This is a genomic window from Streptomyces diacarni (assembly GCF_003323715.1).
Taxonomy (GTDB): Bacteria; Actinomycetota; Actinomycetes; order Streptomycetales; family Streptomycetaceae; genus Streptomyces; species Streptomyces diacarni.
The window spans coordinates 92,543-109,002 of sequence record NZ_QOIN01000049.1; the positions used below are offsets into that span (position 1 = coordinate 92,543).

Genomic DNA, 16,460 nt, shown 5'->3' on the forward strand with positions numbered 1-16,460 from the left:
GGCACTTCCGAACCATTTACCGGATCAACGCCCGGTCACCCAGCCGCGATCTTCCCCGCCCAGATGTCGCCGGCCTCGGGCATCGCGATCCGGGCCTCGACCCCGAAGTCGCCCAGCCGGGTCGTCGACGAGACGGTCAGGTCCATGTCCGGCGGAACGGACGGCTCCGCGCTGCCGGTGGGGCCCGCTCCGACGGGATCCCTGCCGGTGGCTTCCGTGGTGAAGGAGAACCGGTGCTGCACCTTCCGCAGCCGGCCCTGGGCGTCCAGATAGGCGTCGAACGGCACCGTACGGCCCGCGAACCCCTTCTCCGCCGCCCGCAACCGGTGCCGGGCCCGCGGCGGCGCCGCATCGGCCGCGCGTTCGATGTCGACCACACCGCTGTAGTGCCACACCCGCTCGCCGTCCAACGCGGTGGCCCCCTCGAAAGCGATGCGCCGGGCGCCCCTCAGCAACTGAGCCGCGGTGATCGGGTCCGTCGCCCCGCCCGTCACCAGGTTCCCGTCCGGCAGCCCCGCGGTCGCCACCCGCACCCACTTGTCGGCCGGCACACCCGCGCGGTTCTTCATGTACAGCGCATCCGGAGTGATCAACTCGGTGACGGGCCTGCGCTCCCCGGGCCGCGCCCCGTCCGCGCCGGGCGGCAGCGTCACCCGCAGCCTCCCGGTGGCACGGGACAGATCGAAGAGGCCCGACCCCTCGATGGTGACGCGCGTACCGCCGCTGGCCATCTCCATGGCCGTCCACACCCGCGCCGAACCGGCCCGCGTGAGGGCTTCGGCCGCCCTGACCACGGCGGCTCCGCCAGGGCCCGAGGGGCGCGCCGCCGTGGGAGGACCGTCCGTGGCGACCGCACCGTCCCCGGAACATCCCGTGAGCGCCACGGCGGCGAATGCGGTGCTCACCGCCGCCACCAGTACGGGAGAGCGCACCGCGTCGCCACGCGCGAGCCGCCCCGGGCGTGCGGCCCGCCCCTGCCGCCGCCCCGGCCCGCCCGTGCGCCCTCCGCGCGCCGTGCGCGCCCTGCACGCCGCCGTGCGCGCCATGAGCCGCGTCAGCCCTGTCCGCCCCGGCCATCCCGGCTGTCCCAGCCGCCCCCGTCGCCGCACTGTCATCCCGCCGACCTCTCGTTCCCGGTCGCTGCCGTACCGGTCGCGGGCCGGTCCGGATCCGTCGGTTCATCGGGGGCAACGAGGCCCTGGGAGCGGCCGTCACGGCCCCAGTACGGTGGTCACGTGCGAGAGCGAGCCCCCGAACACCAGCCGGACCGTCTCCCCGCGCCCCGACCTGGGGTCGAATCCGACGGTCCCGGGTCCGGACGGGTCGTCCCGCCGAGGGGCGCGGCCGGGACCGCACCCGCGGCCGGGACCGCACCCGCGGCCGGAGCCGCACGCACAGGCGGAGCCTCGCCCGTGGACGAAGGCACACATCCGGACGGCGGCGCGGCCGTGGGCGGGGGCGCACTTTCAAACGACCGTCCGGCCGTGGACGAAGCCGCCCGTCTGGACGGAGCCGCCGCGCACGTCACGGCGCTGCACGAACGGGGAGCGTTCTGCTCCGCCTCGTGCGCCTGCGGCTGGCGCGGCGCGGCGCGCCGCGCCCGCGACCGGGCCCGCGCGGACGCCCTCGCACACCAGGACGCACACCGAGACCCCGCCCCGCACACGGCAGCGCCCCCGCCGGGCGGACCGGCGGGGGCGCTGTAAGCCGACCCTCGGGGACGGGGAAGGGGAGCCGCCAGGGACAGGTGCTCAGGCCGCCAGGTCGCGGCCCGAGCTGCGGCGCGCGGTGGCACCCTCCCGGTGCTCGGCGGGCCGGCCGTCGTCCTCCGCGGACGTCCGCGCGGCCGCGCCGCCCGCCCACAGGAGCGTCTCGATCCTGGCGTTGCCCGCGACGAGCCGCACCAGCGGGGTCAGCGCCCACATGGCGACCGGGGCGAGCAGCAGGGCGACGGCGGTGCCCAGGGCGAGGCCGCCGATGACGTCGGTGGGGTAGTGCACCCCCATGTAGACGCGGCAGAAGCCCTCCAGCACGGCGAGGGCGATGGCGACGAGTCCCGGCTTGCGCTGGACCATGAAGATGCCGACGGCGATGGCCATGGTGAGCGTCGCGTGGTCGCTCACGAACGAGAAGTCGGTCTTGCCCTGGACCAGGACCTCCACGCCCTGATGGTCCAGGAAGGGCCGGGGTCGCTCGACGAAGCCGCGGATGGGGATGTTGACGGCCAGCGCGACGAGGGCCGCCACGGGCGCCCAGACGAGCCCGGCGAAGCCGCTGAGGGCCTCCTCCCGGCTCTCGCGCCTGCGGGTGACGCCCCACCAGGCCCACAGGGCCAGGGCGACGAGCCCCACGGCGATGCCGTACTCCCCGACGTACTCCATGATCCGGTCGGCCCACGTGGGTGCGTCTTTGGCCAGGCCGTTGATGTCGTAGAGAAGTTCGACATCGGGGTTGTCCCAGAGTGCCATCGCGGTGCGGCCCCTCACTTCGGCTGTGTGCTCATGGCTGGATCTGCGCTGACGACCCCCCGTGGTCGCGGTGCGGAAGTCCCGTTCCGCGGAGAAAAACGCGCTGCGGCAGGCGAACCGTTCCGTACGTACCGAACGATCACCAGGACGTTACCCAAGGGTGACCCATAGACGCAGCTCAGGACCTATGCCTCACGGATTGTTGACGTAATCCCTGCTCTGCGTACACAACCGTGCGCCCCGGCTGTGCGCACGCGGCGCCGCTCACTTGCCGGCCGGACGGGTCGCTCCGAAGTAGTCCGGGGAGTCGATCGGGTCGTACCGGATCTTCGCTCCCGTGTAGGGGGCGTTGATCATTTTGCCACCCCCGACGTAGATGCCGACGTGGTGGATGGAGCGCGAATTGGTCAGATCATGTGCGAAGAAGACCAGATCCCCGGGGAGCAGCTCGTCCCGCTTGGGATGCGGCCCCGTGTCGTACTGGTCGTTGGCCACGCGCGGCAGCTCGACCCCGACCTTCTTGTACGCCGCCTTCGTCAGCCCCGAACAGTCGAACCTGCCGCCCTGCTCCGGCGTACCGTTACCGCCCCACAGATACGGGGTCCCCAGCTTGCTCTGCGCGAACGCGATGGCACCCGCCCCCGCCTTCGTCGGGCTCAGCCGGCCGCTGGGCGCGGAGAAGCTCTTCTCCATCCTGCGGATCGTCGACACGTAGTTCTTCGTCTCGCTGTACGGCGGCACCCCGTTGTACTTGATGACGGCGTACGGGCCCGCGTTGTACGCGGCGAGCATGTTGTTCGTCGCGTCCCCCGGCACGTCCTTCACATTCTTCGCCAGCGAACAGTCGTACTTGGCAGCCGACGGAATGGCGTCCTCCGGGTCCCACACGCTCTTCTTGCCGTCACCATTGGCGTCGAAGCCGTGCACCGACCACGTCGTGGGGATGAACTGCGCGATGCCCTGCGCCTGCGCGTTGCTCTGCGCGTCGGGCTGGAAACCGCTCTCCTGCTTCAGCTGCGAGGCGAGAACCGCCGGGTTGAGGGCCTTGCAATAGGTGCCCCACTTCTGCACGAGCCCCGAGTAAGCGGCCGGAACCGATCCCTTGGCGAGCGCGACCGCGCCTCCGGCGCCGCCGAAAATGCTGGCCGCGGCCACGTACGTACCCACCACGAGCAGCGCGACGAACAAGGAGAGCACTCCCAGCCCGCCACCCACCGCCAGCAGCCACACCTTCTTCCGGCCCACGCCCCCAACCCTCCCCCGCAGGACACCAGTTCCTCGCACGACAACCGCGCTCATCATTCCAGCCCCCGCGCCACAAAGGAACGGCGGACAGGAGGCGCCCAGGCGAACGCGTCGCCCATCCACCCCGCCCCAGGTCCTTACCCAGCCGCACCCCCGGCCCCACCCGGCCCCAACGGACCCCCGCACGGCCCACGAGGAGCACCAACGGCGCACAGGCGTACGGGTGGGTGGACGGATGGGTGGGTGGACGGATGGGTGGGTGGACGGGTGGAGGGGCGTGCGCGTGCCCGGCCGGGGCGGCGGCGCCCCGGCGGCCCCACGGACCAGCGACCCCCGCCCCGCCGCCCCGCCGCCCCGCAAGACAAAACTCCCGTACCGGCGGGCACTTCGGGTAAGCGCGGCGCTCCCCTTGTCACCAGGCCGTGGCACAATCCGTCAGAGACAAACCATGAAACGAGGCGGTGAGTTCTCCATGTTCCTGGCGGCTGAAAAGGGCGACATCACCACCATCATCGGCGGGATCGCGCCCGACTGGGGACCGTTCGGCTCCCTGGGCCACGAAGCACGCGTGATGGTCGAGGTCATCATGGCCGTGGCGATCCTGCTCTGCCTGGGCATCGCCATCTGGGGCGCGGCCAAGCAGCGCATCGGCGCGACGGCCCTGCGCGACACCTTCAGCGCCGAGCAAGGAAAAGGCCTGATCGTCGCCGGACTGACCGGCGTGTTCATCATCGGCTCGCTCGGCACCCTCTTCACCATCGTCTACGGCATGGCCGTCTAGCGGCGGACCCACGGGCCGACGCCCAGGTGGGCTGGCGACTGGCGGCTGGCGGCTGGCGGGCCCGGTAAGGCCGGTGGTCCGACGGACCGACGGCGACCTGCCGCCCCTCCCGACGAGCGACACCGTCCCCGCCCGTGCCCCAGGAGCACCAAGAGCCCGAGGAGCCCCATGGACATCGTGAACCCCGCCCTCGACGACTACCTGCTGGCGCACTGCACGCCCGCCGACGACCTCCTGCGTGACCTGGTCGAGGAGACCCACGCGCTGGAACCCGGCACGACGATGCAGATCACGCACGACGAGGGCGAGTTCCTCACGATGCTCGTCCAGCTCACCCGGGCCACGACCGCCGTCGAGGTCGGCGTCTTCACCGGCTACTCCTCCATCTGCATCGCCCGCGGGCTGCCCGCGGACGGGCGCCTCATCGCCTGCGACGTCTCCGAGGAATGGACGGCAGTCGCCCGGCGCTACTGGCAGCGGGCCGGCCTCACCGACCGCATCGACCTGCGCCTCGCCCCCGCCGCCGAAACCCTCCGCGCGCTGCCGCAGGAACCAGGCATCGACTTCGCGTTCATCGACGCCGACAAAGCGGGCTACCCGACGTACTACGAGGAGCTGGTGCCGCGCCTCCGCCCCGGCGGCCTGCTCGTACTCGACAACGTACTGCGCACGGGCCGCGTGGTGGACCCGGCAGCACAGGACGAGGCGGACGTCGCCATCCGCCGGATCAACGACACGATCACCGCCGACGACCGCATGCAGTCCGTCATGCTGCCGCTGCGGGACGGCGTGACACTCGCACGCAAGCGCGCGTAGCGCGCGGCACCCGGGCCCGAACAGACGGCACGACCGCGCAACCGTGCCCTGGGCGGGAAACCCGCCACCGAGCTCCACGAGGCACCACAGCTGTCCGCGGTCGACGTCTGTCCGCGGACAGACGTCGACCGCCCCTCAGCCGTGGCCCGGCGCGAACGGGTCCGTCTCCGAGAGCAGCTTGTCGATCCGCGCCTTGTCGACCTTGTTCGTCACCTCCTCCGCCTCCTGGCGGTCCCGGACACACTTGGCCAACGTGAACGCCGACGTCACGACGAAAACGAGGCCGAGCGCCAGAAACCCGCGCTCCCACTGCCCCACCGGCAACCGCACGATCCCGACGAGCAACGCCGAGAGCGCCACACCGAAAGCAATCGCCGACTGCACGAAGAACGCCGTCGTCGTCGGCCGTTGAAGCGAACGAGTCGTCTCACTCATGCCCACAGCGTGCAGGCGAGAGCCGGCACGAGCATGGGTACGGATACTCATCTCCGGCACCCACCCCCGCCACGTGCCGCTCAGCAAGCGGGGGCGCACCGTGCGCCCCCGGGCTCCCCGCGAGCCCTCCCTCCGGCGAACATTCACCGGCTGCACGCCGCCCGCCCCACCGGCGCGGACGTAGACAGGCCACGAGCGGCGAGAACGCACACGGCGCACCGGCGAGGCGTTCGACATGCTGCCGAACACCTGGCTTGCACACGGCACATGCGCGGTGTGACCCCGCTACCGTCAAGTGAGGGGACAATGCAGTGACGGCAGTTGAGCGACAGAGGTCGAGGGGGCCAGCCCGGCATGAACATCGGCGGCGGCGACGAGTACGACGGGCGTACTCGCACGAGCGACTACGCGCCCGGCGCGAGTGAGGGCAGCCGGACGACGACGCGGACGCGCCTACCGGGCAACGAGGCAGGCGGCAGCGGCGGTCGGCCGCCGAGCCGGCCGGGGCGCAGCCTGATCACCGTCGTCGCGGTGGTCGTCCTCCTCATCGCCGCCATCGCCTTCGCCAACCGCGGAGGAGGAGGCGGCGAGGACGGCGGTGCCGCCTCCGACGACTCCCGGGGCGGCGACTCCCGAGCCCAGCCCACCGCCCCCACCGGTGAAAAACCCGTGAAGAACTCCTCCGACACCACCATCCCCTCCGGCTTCGCCCACACCGAGCAGGGGGCACAGAGCGCCGCGGCGAACTACGCTGTCGCACTGGTGTCCGCGGACATGATGAAGAAGTCGCAGCGAGACGCCATCGTGCAGCGGCTCTTCGTTCCCGCCAAGGTCGATGAGACGCAACGCAAGATGGACAAGGCGTACTCCTCCGCGCTGTTCGAGAAGATCGGGCTGGACAAGAACGGGGCGGCGAAGTCAGGAGCGAAGTTCGTCTCCCGTACCGCCCCGGTGGGGACCAGCGTCCGGGAGTACAAGAAGTCTTCCGCGCGACTTGCCGTGTGGTGTACAGGCGTCTTCGGCAACGCGGGAAAGAAGTCCACGAATCCCGTCAGAAGCGATTGGTTCACACTCAGCCTGGACCTCAAGTGGACAGACGGTGACTGGAAGGTGCAGGACTTCTCCCAGAAGGAAGGCCCCGCGCCCGTGAACGGCGACAACACGGCTTCGAGCGCGGACGAGATCTCTGACGCCGTAGAGAAGTTCGGAGGTTTCACCTATGCGCGCTGAACTCCGCCGCCGGCTTCTGCCTCTGGGGGCCGGTCTCGCAAGTTTGCAGGGCGCTGTCCTGCTATTCGCACCCGGCGCGTCGGCAGACCCCAAGGAGGACTGCGACTACGCACCGGGCCCCTTCGCCGAGGACTGCGAGAAGAGCGACGGCAGCGGCGGAAGCCCTCTCGACGATCCCACGGCAGCCACCGACCCCCTCTCCTCCCTGGCGAAAGGCTGTGCCGAAGCTGCCAGTTGGACGGTGGAGAAGTTGGCGAAGCTCGTGGATTCGACGACGAAGGTCGATTTCACGAATACGGAGTTCCTGCGGCAGTACGCCGTGGTGTTCGCGGCGTCGACGATTCTGACGCTGACGCTGTGGTTGTTGGCGGTGGCGAAGCGCGCGGTGCGGGGGGTGCCGTTCACGGAGGCGCTGACGGAGGCGGTCGGTTTCCTGTGGCTGACGGTGCTGGCGTCGGCGTTCACCCCGCTGATCCTCTATACCGTGGTGTCGGCGACGGATTCGGTGACGGAGATCGTGGCGGCCGGTACGGACAAGGAGACGGACAAGTTCTTCGGTACGTTCTCGGAGGCCTTGAAGAAGGGTCACGACATCGGCGGCGGTCCGATCATGCTGATCGTGGTGTCGCTGGTGTCGGTGCTGGCGGCCGGGGTGCTGTATCTGGAGCTGGTGGTGCGGGCGGCGCTGCTGTACGTGGGGGCGCTGTTGGGCACGGCCGTCTACGCGGGGCTGGTCGACAAGAATCTGTGGGGGCATGTGCGCCGTTGGGCGGGCATCATGATCGCTGTGATTCTTGTGAAGCCTGTGATCGTGATCGTGCTGGGCCTCGCGGGTGCGCTCGCAGGCGGGGAGGGTCCTGATTCGGTTTCGGCGGTGGTGTCCGGGCTCGCGATCATCCTGTTGGCGATCTTCGCGAGCGCGATGATCTACCGGTTCGTGCCAGGGTTCGGCGACGACATCGCCAATCACCGCAACGCGGTGCGTACGTCGTCGCGTGGGGCGGCCGCTGTGGTGTCGTCGCCCGCGGCGCTGGTGCGTCAGGGCATCACGACGCACGGTGGCCGTGGGGGGCAGACCGCGGCCGCCGCGAACGCGGCCGGTTCGGGTTCGGGTGGCGGCGGTCAGGGTTCGGGGCAGGCCGTCACGGGCGGTGTCGCCGCGCACAGTGCGCGCGGCGGCGGCGGTGGTGGCGGTGGTGGCGGTGGCGCGGAGGAGGCGCCTCCGCCCCGTCAGCCGGCGCCGGCCCCGGCGACGAGCGCGACGCCGCATTCGGCGCGCCCGCCGCGCGGGGGCTCGTCCGGTTCCGGGGGTTCGGCCGGCCGCTCGAACCCGCCGCGGCCTCGCCCTTCGGGGGGTGACCGCGGGTGACGACGCCTTCGCACACGGCGGGTTCGGGTCTTTCGACCCAGCGCCGTACGTACATGATCGGCAAGGCCCGGCCGAACGCGATCGTCGGCAAGAACCGTGACACGGGCGAGATCGCTGCGATCGTGGTCGGCGCGTTCCTCGGGATGATGAGTGGTCTGCTGATTCCCGTGCTGTCTCTTCGTATCCCCGCGCTTGTCGGTTTTCCGGCGTTGGCGCTGGCTGCGGTCTATGTGCCGTACAGGGGCCGTACGTTCTACAGGTGGTTCGAGATCAACCGTTCCTACAAGCGGCTGTTGCGCCGCGGTACGACTTACCGTTCGAACGCGGCGGAGGCGGGTACGACGCTCGACGGCCGCGAGGTGGAGATCGGTCCGCCGCCTGGTGTGGGCCGTATCGCGTGGATGTCGGCGCCGTTCGGTCCCGACGAGATCGCCGTTCTGCTGCACGCGGACCGGCGTACGGTGACGGCGGCCATCGAGATCGAGGGTCCTGGCGTCGGGTTGCGGGACAGTGAGGACCAGGAGGCGCTGGTCGACCGTTTCGGCACCCTGTTGAAGCATGTGGCCAACGGTGACGGCTATGTCACGCGGCTGCAGATGCTCGCCCGTACGCTGCCCGCGGATCCGGACGCGCACGCGAAGGATGTGGCGCAGCGGGGCGACGAGCGTGCCGCGGGGTGGCTGCGCACGTCCTACGACCAGTTGCAGTCGATGGTCTCCACCTCCAGCGAGCAGCATCGCGCGTATCTGGTGGCGTGTATGCAGTACGGGCGGGAGCTGGCTGTCGAGGGGGACACGATCGCCAAGGCGGCGCGGCGTACGGCGGGCCGCAAGCTGTCCCGTGACGAGGGGCTGGCGATAGTGATGGCGCGCGAGCTGACGGACATCTGTGCCCGGTTGGCGGAGGCGGACATCAGGGTGCGGCAGCCGCTCGGCCAAGCCCGGCTCGCTTCGCTCGTGCATTCGATGTACGACCCGGATCACCCCATCGACCACATCCAGGCCATGTCCAAGCGCAACGCGTGGCCCGCCGAGCTGGACGCGGTCGAGCCGACGTTTTTGCAGGCCAAGACGCGGGAGTCGACGACGCGTGCCCCGTGGTGCCATGCCACGGCGTGGGTCAAGGAGTGGCCGATGACGCCGGTCGGCGTCAACTTCCTCGCGCCGCTGCTCGTGCACACCCCGGATGTCATCCGCACGGTGGCCGTGGTGATGGATCTGGAGCCGACCGAGCTGGCCATCGAACGGATGCTGACGGAGAAGACGAACGACGAGGCGGAGGCCAGCAGGTCGGCGAAGATGAACCGCACCGTCGACCCGCGTGACCTCGCCGCGCACGGCCGTGTCGACCAGCGGGGCGAGGATCTGGCCTCGGGCGCGGCCGGGGTCAACATCGTCGGTTACCTCACCGTCTCCTCCCGGTCCCCTGAGGCGCTGGCCCGCGACAAGCGGACGATCCGCGCGTCGGCGGGCAAGAGCTACCTGAAGCTGGAGTGGTGCGACCGTGAGCACCACCGCGCCTTCGTCAACACTCTCCCGTTCGCCACCGGAATACGGCGCTGAGGCGCGGAAGGAGCCCTGCATGAGACCTGACTGCTTCGTCTGTGTCGGCGCCGTACCGCCGCCCCACCCTCGCCGCACCGCCGCTCCAGGCCGGAGGTAGCCAGCATGGCCGCGCTCGATCCCCTGTCCGCGATCACCGAAGCCTTCACCAGCTTCCTGTTCGGCAAGACGGAGACGACCCGCCTGCCCGTCCGTACGTCCACCGGGCAGGCGCAGGCCGTCTACCTGCCGACCGCCGCGCCCGGCCTCGGCGACTCCGGCGTCATCATCGGCCGCGAGGTCTACAGCGGGAAGGGCTACATCTACGACCCCTTCCAGCTCTACGGCCAGCAGCTGCCCGCCCCGCACTGGCTGGTGCTGGGCGAGTCCGGCAACGGCAAGTCGGCGCTGGAGAAGACGTATGTGCTGCGTCAGCTGCGCTTCCGCGACCGGCAGGTGGTGGTGCTGGACGCGCAGGGCGAGGACGGTGTCGGCGAGTGGAACCTGATCGCGGAGGAGATGGGCATCACCCCGATCCGCCTCGATCCGACGGCGGCGCTGGACCAGGGCATCCGCCTGAACCCGCTGGATCCGGCCATCACCTCCACGGGGCAGTTGGCGCTGCTGCGCACCATCATCGAGGTCGCGCTGGGCCGCGGCCTGGACGAGCGCTCCGGCTTCGCCCTCAAGGTGGCGCACGCCTATGTCAACGCCACGACGGCCGACCGGCAGCCGCTGCTGACGGACATCGTCGAGCAGCTGCGGCATCCGAAGCCGGAGTCGGCCGAGGCGATGAACGTGGCGCTGGACGACGTCCGCGACTGGGGGCTGGACGTCGCCCTCGTCCTCGACCGGCTGGTCGACGGTGACCTGCGCGGCATGTTCGACGGTCCGACGACGGTCGGTATCGACCTGGACGCCCCGCTGATCGTCTTCGACCTGTCCCACATCGACCGCAACTCCATCGCCATGCCGATCCTGATGGCGATCGTCGGTGTCTGGCTGGAGCACACCTGGATCCGGCCGGACCGGCGCAAGCGGATCTTCCTGGTCGAAGAGGCCTGGCACATCATCAACAGCCCGTTCGTCGCCCAGCTTTTTCAGCGGCTGCTCAAGTTCGGGCGGCGGCTGGGCCTGTCGTTCGTCGCCGTCGTCCACCACCTCTCCGACGTCGTCGACGGTGCGGCCGCGCGCGAGGCCGCCGCGATCCTCAAGATGGCCTCGACCCGGACGATCTACGCCCAGAAGGCGGACGAGGCACGGGCCACCGGCAAGGTGCTCGGCCTGCCGCGCTGGGCGGTGGAGATCATTCCGACACTGTCGCCCGGCATCGCCGTGTGGGACGTCAACGGCAATGTGCAGGTCGTCAAGCACCTGGTCACCGAGGCGGAACGGCCGCTCGTCTTCACCGACCGCGCCATGACGGAGAGTTCCGCCGACCGGGACACCGTCTTCGAGACGGCCCTGGACGCCGATCTGGAAGCGGAGAGCGAGGCGCGGGCGCTGGCGATGGAACGCTCCTCGCCCGGACGCTCGTCGGGCTCCACGGTGGCGTGAGCCCGCCCCGGCGCGTGCTCCCCGCACAGGTACCCCCCGTACAGGTGCCCCGCCGCACCCGACCCGCCGCGTACCCCGCACAGGTGGTCCGCTGGAGGGGATCTTGCCGCGACCGGCGTCCCCCGATTGAATACCGGTGCCGATGCGATACGACGACCGTGAAAGGGGCCGCCGCTCCGGCGGCCACGACCCGCACCGGCCGCGCCGCGCGGCCGGTGGGGGAGACGGTGGCGTCCCCGACGGCCTGCTGGTGGGCGCGCTGGCGTTCCTGCTGGGGCTCACCGTCTTCGTGTGGACCGCGACGGGTCTGGCCGGCCTCTTCTCCCACGGCGCCTGGCCGGACGACGTCACCTTCGGCAGGACCCCGCTCGCCATCCGCGAGTTGGTCACCGAGCCGCACGACATCGCCGGCGCCTGGCCCGGTACCCCGCGGGGGCAGCTGTCGGGCTACGGCCTGTTCTGGGGCATCTTCGTCAGCCAGTTGATGGTGCTGATGGTGCTCACGGTGTTCGTGATGGGGACGGTCGCCCGCGCACGCGCCGTACGGAAGGCCCGGCGGCTGGTCCGGGAACGGGAGGAAGCGGAAACGTTTCTCACGAAGGGGTCCGTGCCGCTGTCCCCTGATCCGGCCCACCAGGCGCCTGGCTTCCAGCAGACACCTGGTTCCCCGCAGACGCCGGCCTCCCCGCAGCCTCACCCCGGCGCACCGCAGGCACGGTCGGCACACCCGCGTACCGATCAGCAGGTGTCCCACGAGGCGCAGGAGCCCCACGCAGAGCAGGCGCCACACGACGTGTCCGCGCAGCGGTCGCAGCCGTGGCCGACCGAGGCCGCGCCGCCGACAGCGTCACCCACGGCCTCACCGGCGCCGCCCGGCACGCAGGGCACGCCCTCGCCACCCCCCGCCGACGCACCGGCCGTTCCTTTCCCCACCGCACATCCGACCGGGCCCGAGCGCACGTCAGCCCGCGTGCCCCTCGGCTCCGAAGCCGGTGCGACGGCCCTCGCGGGAGGCCTCGTCGGGGGCCTTGTGGGAGGCCGGCGCACGACGGCCGACGGCGCGCACGGATCGGGTCCGGACGGCGATCCCGTCGGCCGGGTCCTCGAAGCGCCCGGTGCCGCCCTCGTCACCTCGGCGACGCCGGACCTGTGGGCGGCGACGAAAGCGGCCCGCGCCAAGCTCGGTCCTGTCCACCTCTTCGACCCGACGCACGCCTGCGACACCCCCGACCGCATCCGCTGGTCGCCGCACCACGGTTGCGCGGACCGTACGACGGTCGCCTCCCGGGCGACGGCTCTGCTGGCGCCGCTGCGCTCCCCGCGCCCCATCGACGCGACGACCCACAGCACAGCCGAGACCTTGCTGCGCTGCTGGCTGCACGCGGCGGCGCTGGAGAAGCGCCCGTTCCGCGAGGTGCACCGCTGGGCGCTGGCGACGGGTGGGACGGCGGATGCCGTACGGATCCTGCGCTCGCACCCCAAGGCGACGGCGGGTGCGGCGGGGGAGCTCGAGGCCGCGCTCGCCGGGCATCCGCAACTGCGCGCCGACGCGGTCGCGTTGATCCGGCGGGCGCTGGCTCCTCTGTCGCAGCTGCACGTGCGCAACGCGTGTTCGGCCGAGCGAGCCGACAGGCTCGCGAGGGAATCGTTCATCGCCGAAGCGGGCACACTGTATGTAGTGGGCGCGGAGCCGGAGGTGCTACCGCTGCTGAACGCGCTCATCGAGAGCGTGGTCGAGCACGGCCGCCGCATGGCCGCACGGTCATCTGACGGCCGGCTCGACCCACCACTGACGACGGTGCTGGAGCTGACCGTCACGCCGCCCTCCTGACCGACGCCCGTCGGTGCGTCTCCGTCCGCGTCGCGGCCTCACCTTTCCGGCTCGCACACACGTCCGCCACAATGACGTGCATGCGTCACAGCGGCCCCACGAACTCCCCACCCCCCACCGGCGTCAGCACGGGGGATGAGGACCACGGAGCCCCGAGCGGCCACCACCCCGCTGACCCGGCCGACTCCGCTGACCCGGCCGGCCCTGCTGACCGGCAAGGGCACGGTGTCGCCTCCCCGGACGGTCCGGTTCCGCACACGACGTCGGGTGGGCCCGCGCAGCGCAGCGACGCGGCTCTCACACAGGATCTCCGCGCGAGCGACCCGTTCACCGGGCAAGCGGCTCTCGACGAGCTCTACCGGCGCCATCACCCGGCCGTGCTGGCCTACGCCCGCACCTGCTGCCGGGACCCGCACACGGCGGAGGACCTCGGTTCCGAGGCGTTCACCCGCACGCTCCAGGCCGTGCGCGCCGGCGGCGGCCCCACGGAGGCGTGGCGGCCCTACCTCCTCACGGCTGTCCGTCGCACGGCAGCCGCCTGGTCCGAGACCGCACGCCGCACCGAACTGGCGCCCGATTTCGACCGCTGGCTCTCCGAGACCCCCACCGAAGCCCGCACACCCCACGGCACAGGCGGTGCCACGGCAGCCGCGACCGCCTCGGCGACAGCGGCGACGGGTGTGACGACGGCCGCGAACGTGGCAGCCGGGACGGCAGCAGCGGGGAAGACCGCCGGAGCCTCCGGTGCCGCCTCGACCACGGCCGGCGTCAAGATCGGCGCCGGCGTCGGTGCCTCGCTGCTGGCGCTGGCCGTGGGGGGATTCGTCTTCTTCCCGGACGGCGAGGACGAGCCCCGCGCCGCCGCTCCCCGGCACCCGCCCGCCACCCACGCACCGCCGACCGGCACCCGGTCCACCCCCACCCCGGCGAAGAGCTCTCCGCCCCCGTCGCCGAGCCGCACACAGGCAGTGCGGAAACCCAGCAGGCCTGCCGCCCAGCCCGCCGACGCCCGTACCCGGCTGCGGATCGCCTCGACCGGCCGCTGCATGGACATCTCCGACGCCCCGGGATCCGCTCCGCACGAGGCGCCCTGCACCGGCGCGGCCTCGCAACAGTGGGACCTGCTGCTCAACAAGCCGGCCCAGGAAGCACAGCTGCGCAACCGCGCCAGCGGTCTCTGCCTCGTCCACACGGGCACCGAGACCGACGGTGCACCGGTACACCAGCAGTCGTGCGCCTCGCAGAACCGCACCGCCCGCTGGACGTACTTCCCGCAGGACGACGGCACCATGGCCTTCGCCCAGCAGGGGTCACGCCTCCACTTCCTCGGGCTCGACGCCTGGCACGACGCCGCGCAGGGCAGAACCCACCCGTCCACCATCGGAACGACGGCGAACTACTACAACACCCCGTCCCTGCGCTTCCGCTACGACGGCGACCCGCTGGACCGCTGATGACGCGACCCCGGCGAGTCGCCGTCGCCGTGGTCGTCGACGACGCGTGGGCGACACCTACGCCCACGCCCACGCCTGTGCCTACGCCTGACGCATCCGGAAGGTCGTGGCGTCGCCCACGGTCACGGGGTCACCGCCCGAACGGTGCACGAGGTGGTACCCGTCCAGTCGGTCGCCCACATTGGCGTTCACCCACCAGTGCTGCGCGGACTTGCCGGCCGCGCAGTCGGCCAGTACCGCGCGCCCGCCGTCGCGCTTCTCCAGGCAGCGTTCTCCCAGCTTGAACTTGAAGTAGCCACGTCCGCCGATCTCGCGCACCCACGTCTGCCCGTCCCCGCCGCAGGCCGCGAGTCCGAGCTTCGACGACTGCGCGCCCCGAGCGGTCAGGCACTTCCCGCCGTCCGCGTCCACCAGCCGGGCCTTCACCGCCCTGGCCTGCCGGTTCTTCATCAGATACGGGCTGCGCGCCACGTTCTCCTCGGGGTGCGTGGCCAGGTAGCTCCCCTTGGCCGGGCGCGGATGGAAGTAGGCGAACCCGTCCAGGCCGCAGTCGAGTACCGACGCGGCACGCGGACCGTCACAGCGCGGGGTCTCGTCGTAGCCCCGGCAGATCGGATCGTTGCCCTGGGCCTTGTCCTCGTCGCAGTGCGAGACGCCGAACTGGTGCACCATCTCGTGCGTCAACGCGCTCTCGCTCGCACAACCCCAGGACACCTCGGCCCACCCACCGTGCAGCGTGGCCCGCGACTCGGGACTCGGCGTCCCCGCCGTGCCACAGCCGTCAGGCTCGCCGGTGTCGTAGAAGAACAGCTCACGGTGCGTCTTCTCCCACTCGGCGAACCGCGCCTCACCACCCAGCCGCCGCGTCAGCTCCTTCTCGACCACGGACCGTGCCGCGTCCCGCGCCTGCTGCATCGAGTGCTTCTCACCCAACCCGGTGACCTCGACGCTCAACACCGCGGGCCTGCACTCCTCGTCCTGGACGAAGCGCGGCCGGCGGCTCTCGTCGTCACCCGCGTAGCGCTTCGCGCTCGCCTCGAAGGTCTGGTCGATGTCCCAGAGCACCTGCCGCACGGCCTGCGGGCCGCCCTCGCGTGGGGCGGCCCCCTGCCGGTGCACGTAGACGGCCTGGTAACGCCCCTTGCCGTCGCCGTCCTCGCCGTCGTCGCACGCCACGGCCCCCATGGGCGCCGTCTCCACCGCGTCCGCGACCTCCGCCGCCGTCCTCGGAGTGGACTCGTCCGCCCAACCCGGCATGCCCATCGCGCTCCACACGAGCGCGAGCGCCACCGCGGCACCGCCTCCCGGGACGATGAACTTCCAGCGCCTGGCCCGATGTGCGCCGCCTCCGGACCGCTTCCGATGCGTTGTCACGCAGCCTCCTGTTCGTGGGGGTACACAAACGGAGAGCGCTGACCGCCCACACCGTCCCGCGCCGTGACTCAACCGTTACCACGAGGCGCGAGAACGGCCGAGCGCCTCGCAAGAACAAGTCAGGGGCGAGCTCAAAAGGGAATGCCGGCGAAAAGACGAAGCGCGCGACCGGGCTACGAACCCCGTGAACGCAAAAAAGAAAGCCCCGTTGGCGTGTGCCAACGGGGCTTTCCTCACGAATAGTTCGGCGGCGTCCTACTCTCCCACACGCTCCCGCATGCAGTACCATCGGCGCTGAAAGGCTTAGCTTCCGGGTTCGAAATGTAACCGGGCGTTTCCCTCACGCTATGACCACCGAA

The 16,460-nt window shown here is 71.2% G+C and carries 14 protein-coding genes and 1 rRNA gene; 9 read left to right on the forward strand and 6 right to left on the reverse strand.

Annotation, left to right across the window (positions count from 1 at the left end):
- Positions 1 to 35: 35 nt before the first annotated feature.
- Positions 36 to 905 (reverse strand): SCO4651 family lipoprotein, encoded by an 870-nt coding sequence (locus tag DTL70_RS25695; RefSeq protein WP_245979734.1) that lies wholly within the window; start codon positions 903 to 905, stop codon positions 36 to 38.
- A gap of 579 nt (positions 906 to 1,484) precedes the next feature.
- On the opposite strand from DTL70_RS25695, the gene DTL70_RS25700 reads away from it, so the two are divergent.
- The gene (locus tag DTL70_RS25700; protein WP_147266819.1) at positions 1,485 to 1,706 is read left to right on the forward strand and encodes a hypothetical protein; all 222 of its coding nucleotides are present in this window, start codon (positions 1,485 to 1,487) and stop codon (positions 1,704 to 1,706) included.
- 45 nt (positions 1,707 to 1,751) lie between these two features.
- Here DTL70_RS25700 and DTL70_RS25705 read toward each other — a convergent pair whose 3' ends face one another.
- Together DTL70_RS25705 and DTL70_RS25710 are read right to left on the reverse strand one after the other, a co-directional pair.
- Entirely contained in the window at positions 1,752 to 2,468 is a 717-nt protein-coding gene (locus tag DTL70_RS25705) for a phosphatase PAP2 family protein (RefSeq protein WP_114024380.1), read from the reverse strand.
- Positions 2,469 to 2,732: 264 nt separating this feature from the next.
- The gene (locus tag DTL70_RS25710; RefSeq protein WP_114024381.1) at positions 2,733 to 3,713 is read right to left on the reverse strand and encodes a C40 family peptidase; all 981 of its coding nucleotides are present in this window, start codon (positions 3,711 to 3,713) and stop codon (positions 2,733 to 2,735) included.
- Between the two features lie 472 nt (positions 3,714 to 4,185).
- Between DTL70_RS25710 and DTL70_RS25715 the strand changes: the two genes are divergently transcribed.
- Entirely contained in the window at positions 4,186 to 4,494 is a 309-nt protein-coding gene (locus DTL70_RS25715) for a hypothetical protein (protein ID WP_114016278.1), read from the forward strand.
- A 168-nt stretch (positions 4,495 to 4,662) separates the two neighbouring features.
- Entirely contained in the window at positions 4,663 to 5,310 is a 648-nt protein-coding gene (locus DTL70_RS25720; RefSeq protein WP_114024382.1) for an O-methyltransferase, read from the forward strand.
- A gap of 135 nt (positions 5,311 to 5,445) precedes the next feature.
- Here the strand turns inward: DTL70_RS25720 and DTL70_RS25725 are convergent, their stop codons facing one another.
- The gene (locus tag DTL70_RS25725) at positions 5,446 to 5,745 is read right to left on the reverse strand and encodes a YiaA/YiaB family inner membrane protein (RefSeq protein ID WP_181861085.1); all 300 of its coding nucleotides are present in this window, start codon (positions 5,743 to 5,745) and stop codon (positions 5,446 to 5,448) included.
- Positions 5,746 to 6,099: 354 nt separating this feature from the next.
- On the opposite strand from DTL70_RS25725, the gene DTL70_RS25730 reads away from it, so the two are divergent.
- From DTL70_RS25730 to DTL70_RS25755, 6 genes are all read left to right on the forward strand, one after another.
- The gene (locus DTL70_RS25730; RefSeq protein WP_114024383.1) at positions 6,100 to 6,975 is read left to right on the forward strand and encodes a DUF8175 domain-containg protein; all 876 of its coding nucleotides are present in this window, start codon (positions 6,100 to 6,102) and stop codon (positions 6,973 to 6,975) included.
- Positions 6,965 to 8,344: a hypothetical protein gene (locus DTL70_RS25735; RefSeq protein ID WP_114024384.1), complete on the forward strand. Its 1,380-nt coding sequence runs from the start codon at positions 6,965 to 6,967 to the stop codon at positions 8,342 to 8,344. Before DTL70_RS25730 ends, DTL70_RS25735 begins: the two co-directional genes overlap by 11 nt.
- Before the next feature lie 53 nt (positions 8,345 to 8,397).
- Complete coding sequence (locus DTL70_RS25740; RefSeq protein ID WP_114024385.1) at positions 8,398 to 9,906, forward strand: SCO6880 family protein; 1,509 nt, start codon at positions 8,398 to 8,400, stop codon at positions 9,904 to 9,906.
- A gap of 105 nt (positions 9,907 to 10,011) precedes the next feature.
- Entirely contained in the window at positions 10,012 to 11,442 is a 1,431-nt protein-coding gene (locus tag DTL70_RS25745; protein ID WP_114024386.1) for an ATP-binding protein, read from the forward strand.
- A gap of 142 nt (positions 11,443 to 11,584) precedes the next feature.
- Complete coding sequence (locus DTL70_RS25750) at positions 11,585 to 13,273, forward strand: hypothetical protein (protein ID WP_114024387.1); 1,689 nt, start codon at positions 11,585 to 11,587, stop codon at positions 13,271 to 13,273.
- An 80-nt stretch (positions 13,274 to 13,353) separates the two neighbouring features.
- Positions 13,354 to 14,727, forward strand: a complete 1,374-nt coding sequence (locus tag DTL70_RS25755) for an RICIN domain-containing protein (RefSeq protein ID WP_114024388.1) — start codon at positions 13,354 to 13,356, stop codon at positions 14,725 to 14,727.
- Positions 14,728 to 14,808: 81 nt separating this feature from the next.
- On the opposite strand, the gene DTL70_RS25760 is transcribed toward DTL70_RS25755, so the two are convergent.
- Both DTL70_RS25760 and rrf read right to left on the reverse strand, forming a co-directional pair.
- Positions 14,809 to 16,101, reverse strand: a complete 1,293-nt coding sequence (locus DTL70_RS25760) for a ricin-type beta-trefoil lectin domain protein (protein ID WP_147266820.1) — start codon at positions 16,099 to 16,101, stop codon at positions 14,809 to 14,811.
- Between the two features lie 242 nt (positions 16,102 to 16,343).
- A 5S ribosomal RNA gene (gene rrf, locus DTL70_RS25765) occupies positions 16,344 to 16,460 on the reverse strand.

Excerpts from the sequence above, each read along its gene's own strand:
- DTL70_RS25725 (WP_181861085.1), bottom strand. The coding sequence starts at position 5,745 with ATGAGTGAGACGACTCGTTCGCTTCAACGGCCGACGACGACGGCGTTC.
- DTL70_RS25740 (WP_114024385.1), top strand. The coding sequence starts at position 8,398 with ATGATCGGCAAGGCCCGGCCGAACGCGATCGTCGGCAAGAACCGTGAC.
- DTL70_RS25745 (WP_114024386.1), top strand. The coding sequence starts at position 10,012 with ATGGCCGCGCTCGATCCCCTGTCCGCGATCACCGAAGCCTTCACCAGC.
- DTL70_RS25730 (WP_114024383.1), top strand. The coding sequence starts at position 6,100 with ATGAACATCGGCGGCGGCGACGAGTACGACGGGCGTACTCGCACGAGC.
- DTL70_RS25735 (WP_114024384.1), top strand. The coding sequence starts at position 6,965 with ATGCGCGCTGAACTCCGCCGCCGGCTTCTGCCTCTGGGGGCCGGTCTC.
- DTL70_RS25755 (WP_114024388.1), top strand. The coding sequence starts at position 13,354 with ATGCGTCACAGCGGCCCCACGAACTCCCCACCCCCCACCGGCGTCAGC.
- DTL70_RS25750 (WP_114024387.1), top strand. The coding sequence starts at position 11,585 with ATGCGATACGACGACCGTGAAAGGGGCCGCCGCTCCGGCGGCCACGAC.
- DTL70_RS25720 (WP_114024382.1), top strand. The coding sequence starts at position 4,663 with ATGGACATCGTGAACCCCGCCCTCGACGACTACCTGCTGGCGCACTGC.
- DTL70_RS25715 (WP_114016278.1), top strand. The coding sequence starts at position 4,186 with ATGTTCCTGGCGGCTGAAAAGGGCGACATCACCACCATCATCGGCGGG.
- DTL70_RS25705 (WP_114024380.1), bottom strand. The coding sequence starts at position 2,468 with ATGGCACTCTGGGACAACCCCGATGTCGAACTTCTCTACGACATCAAC.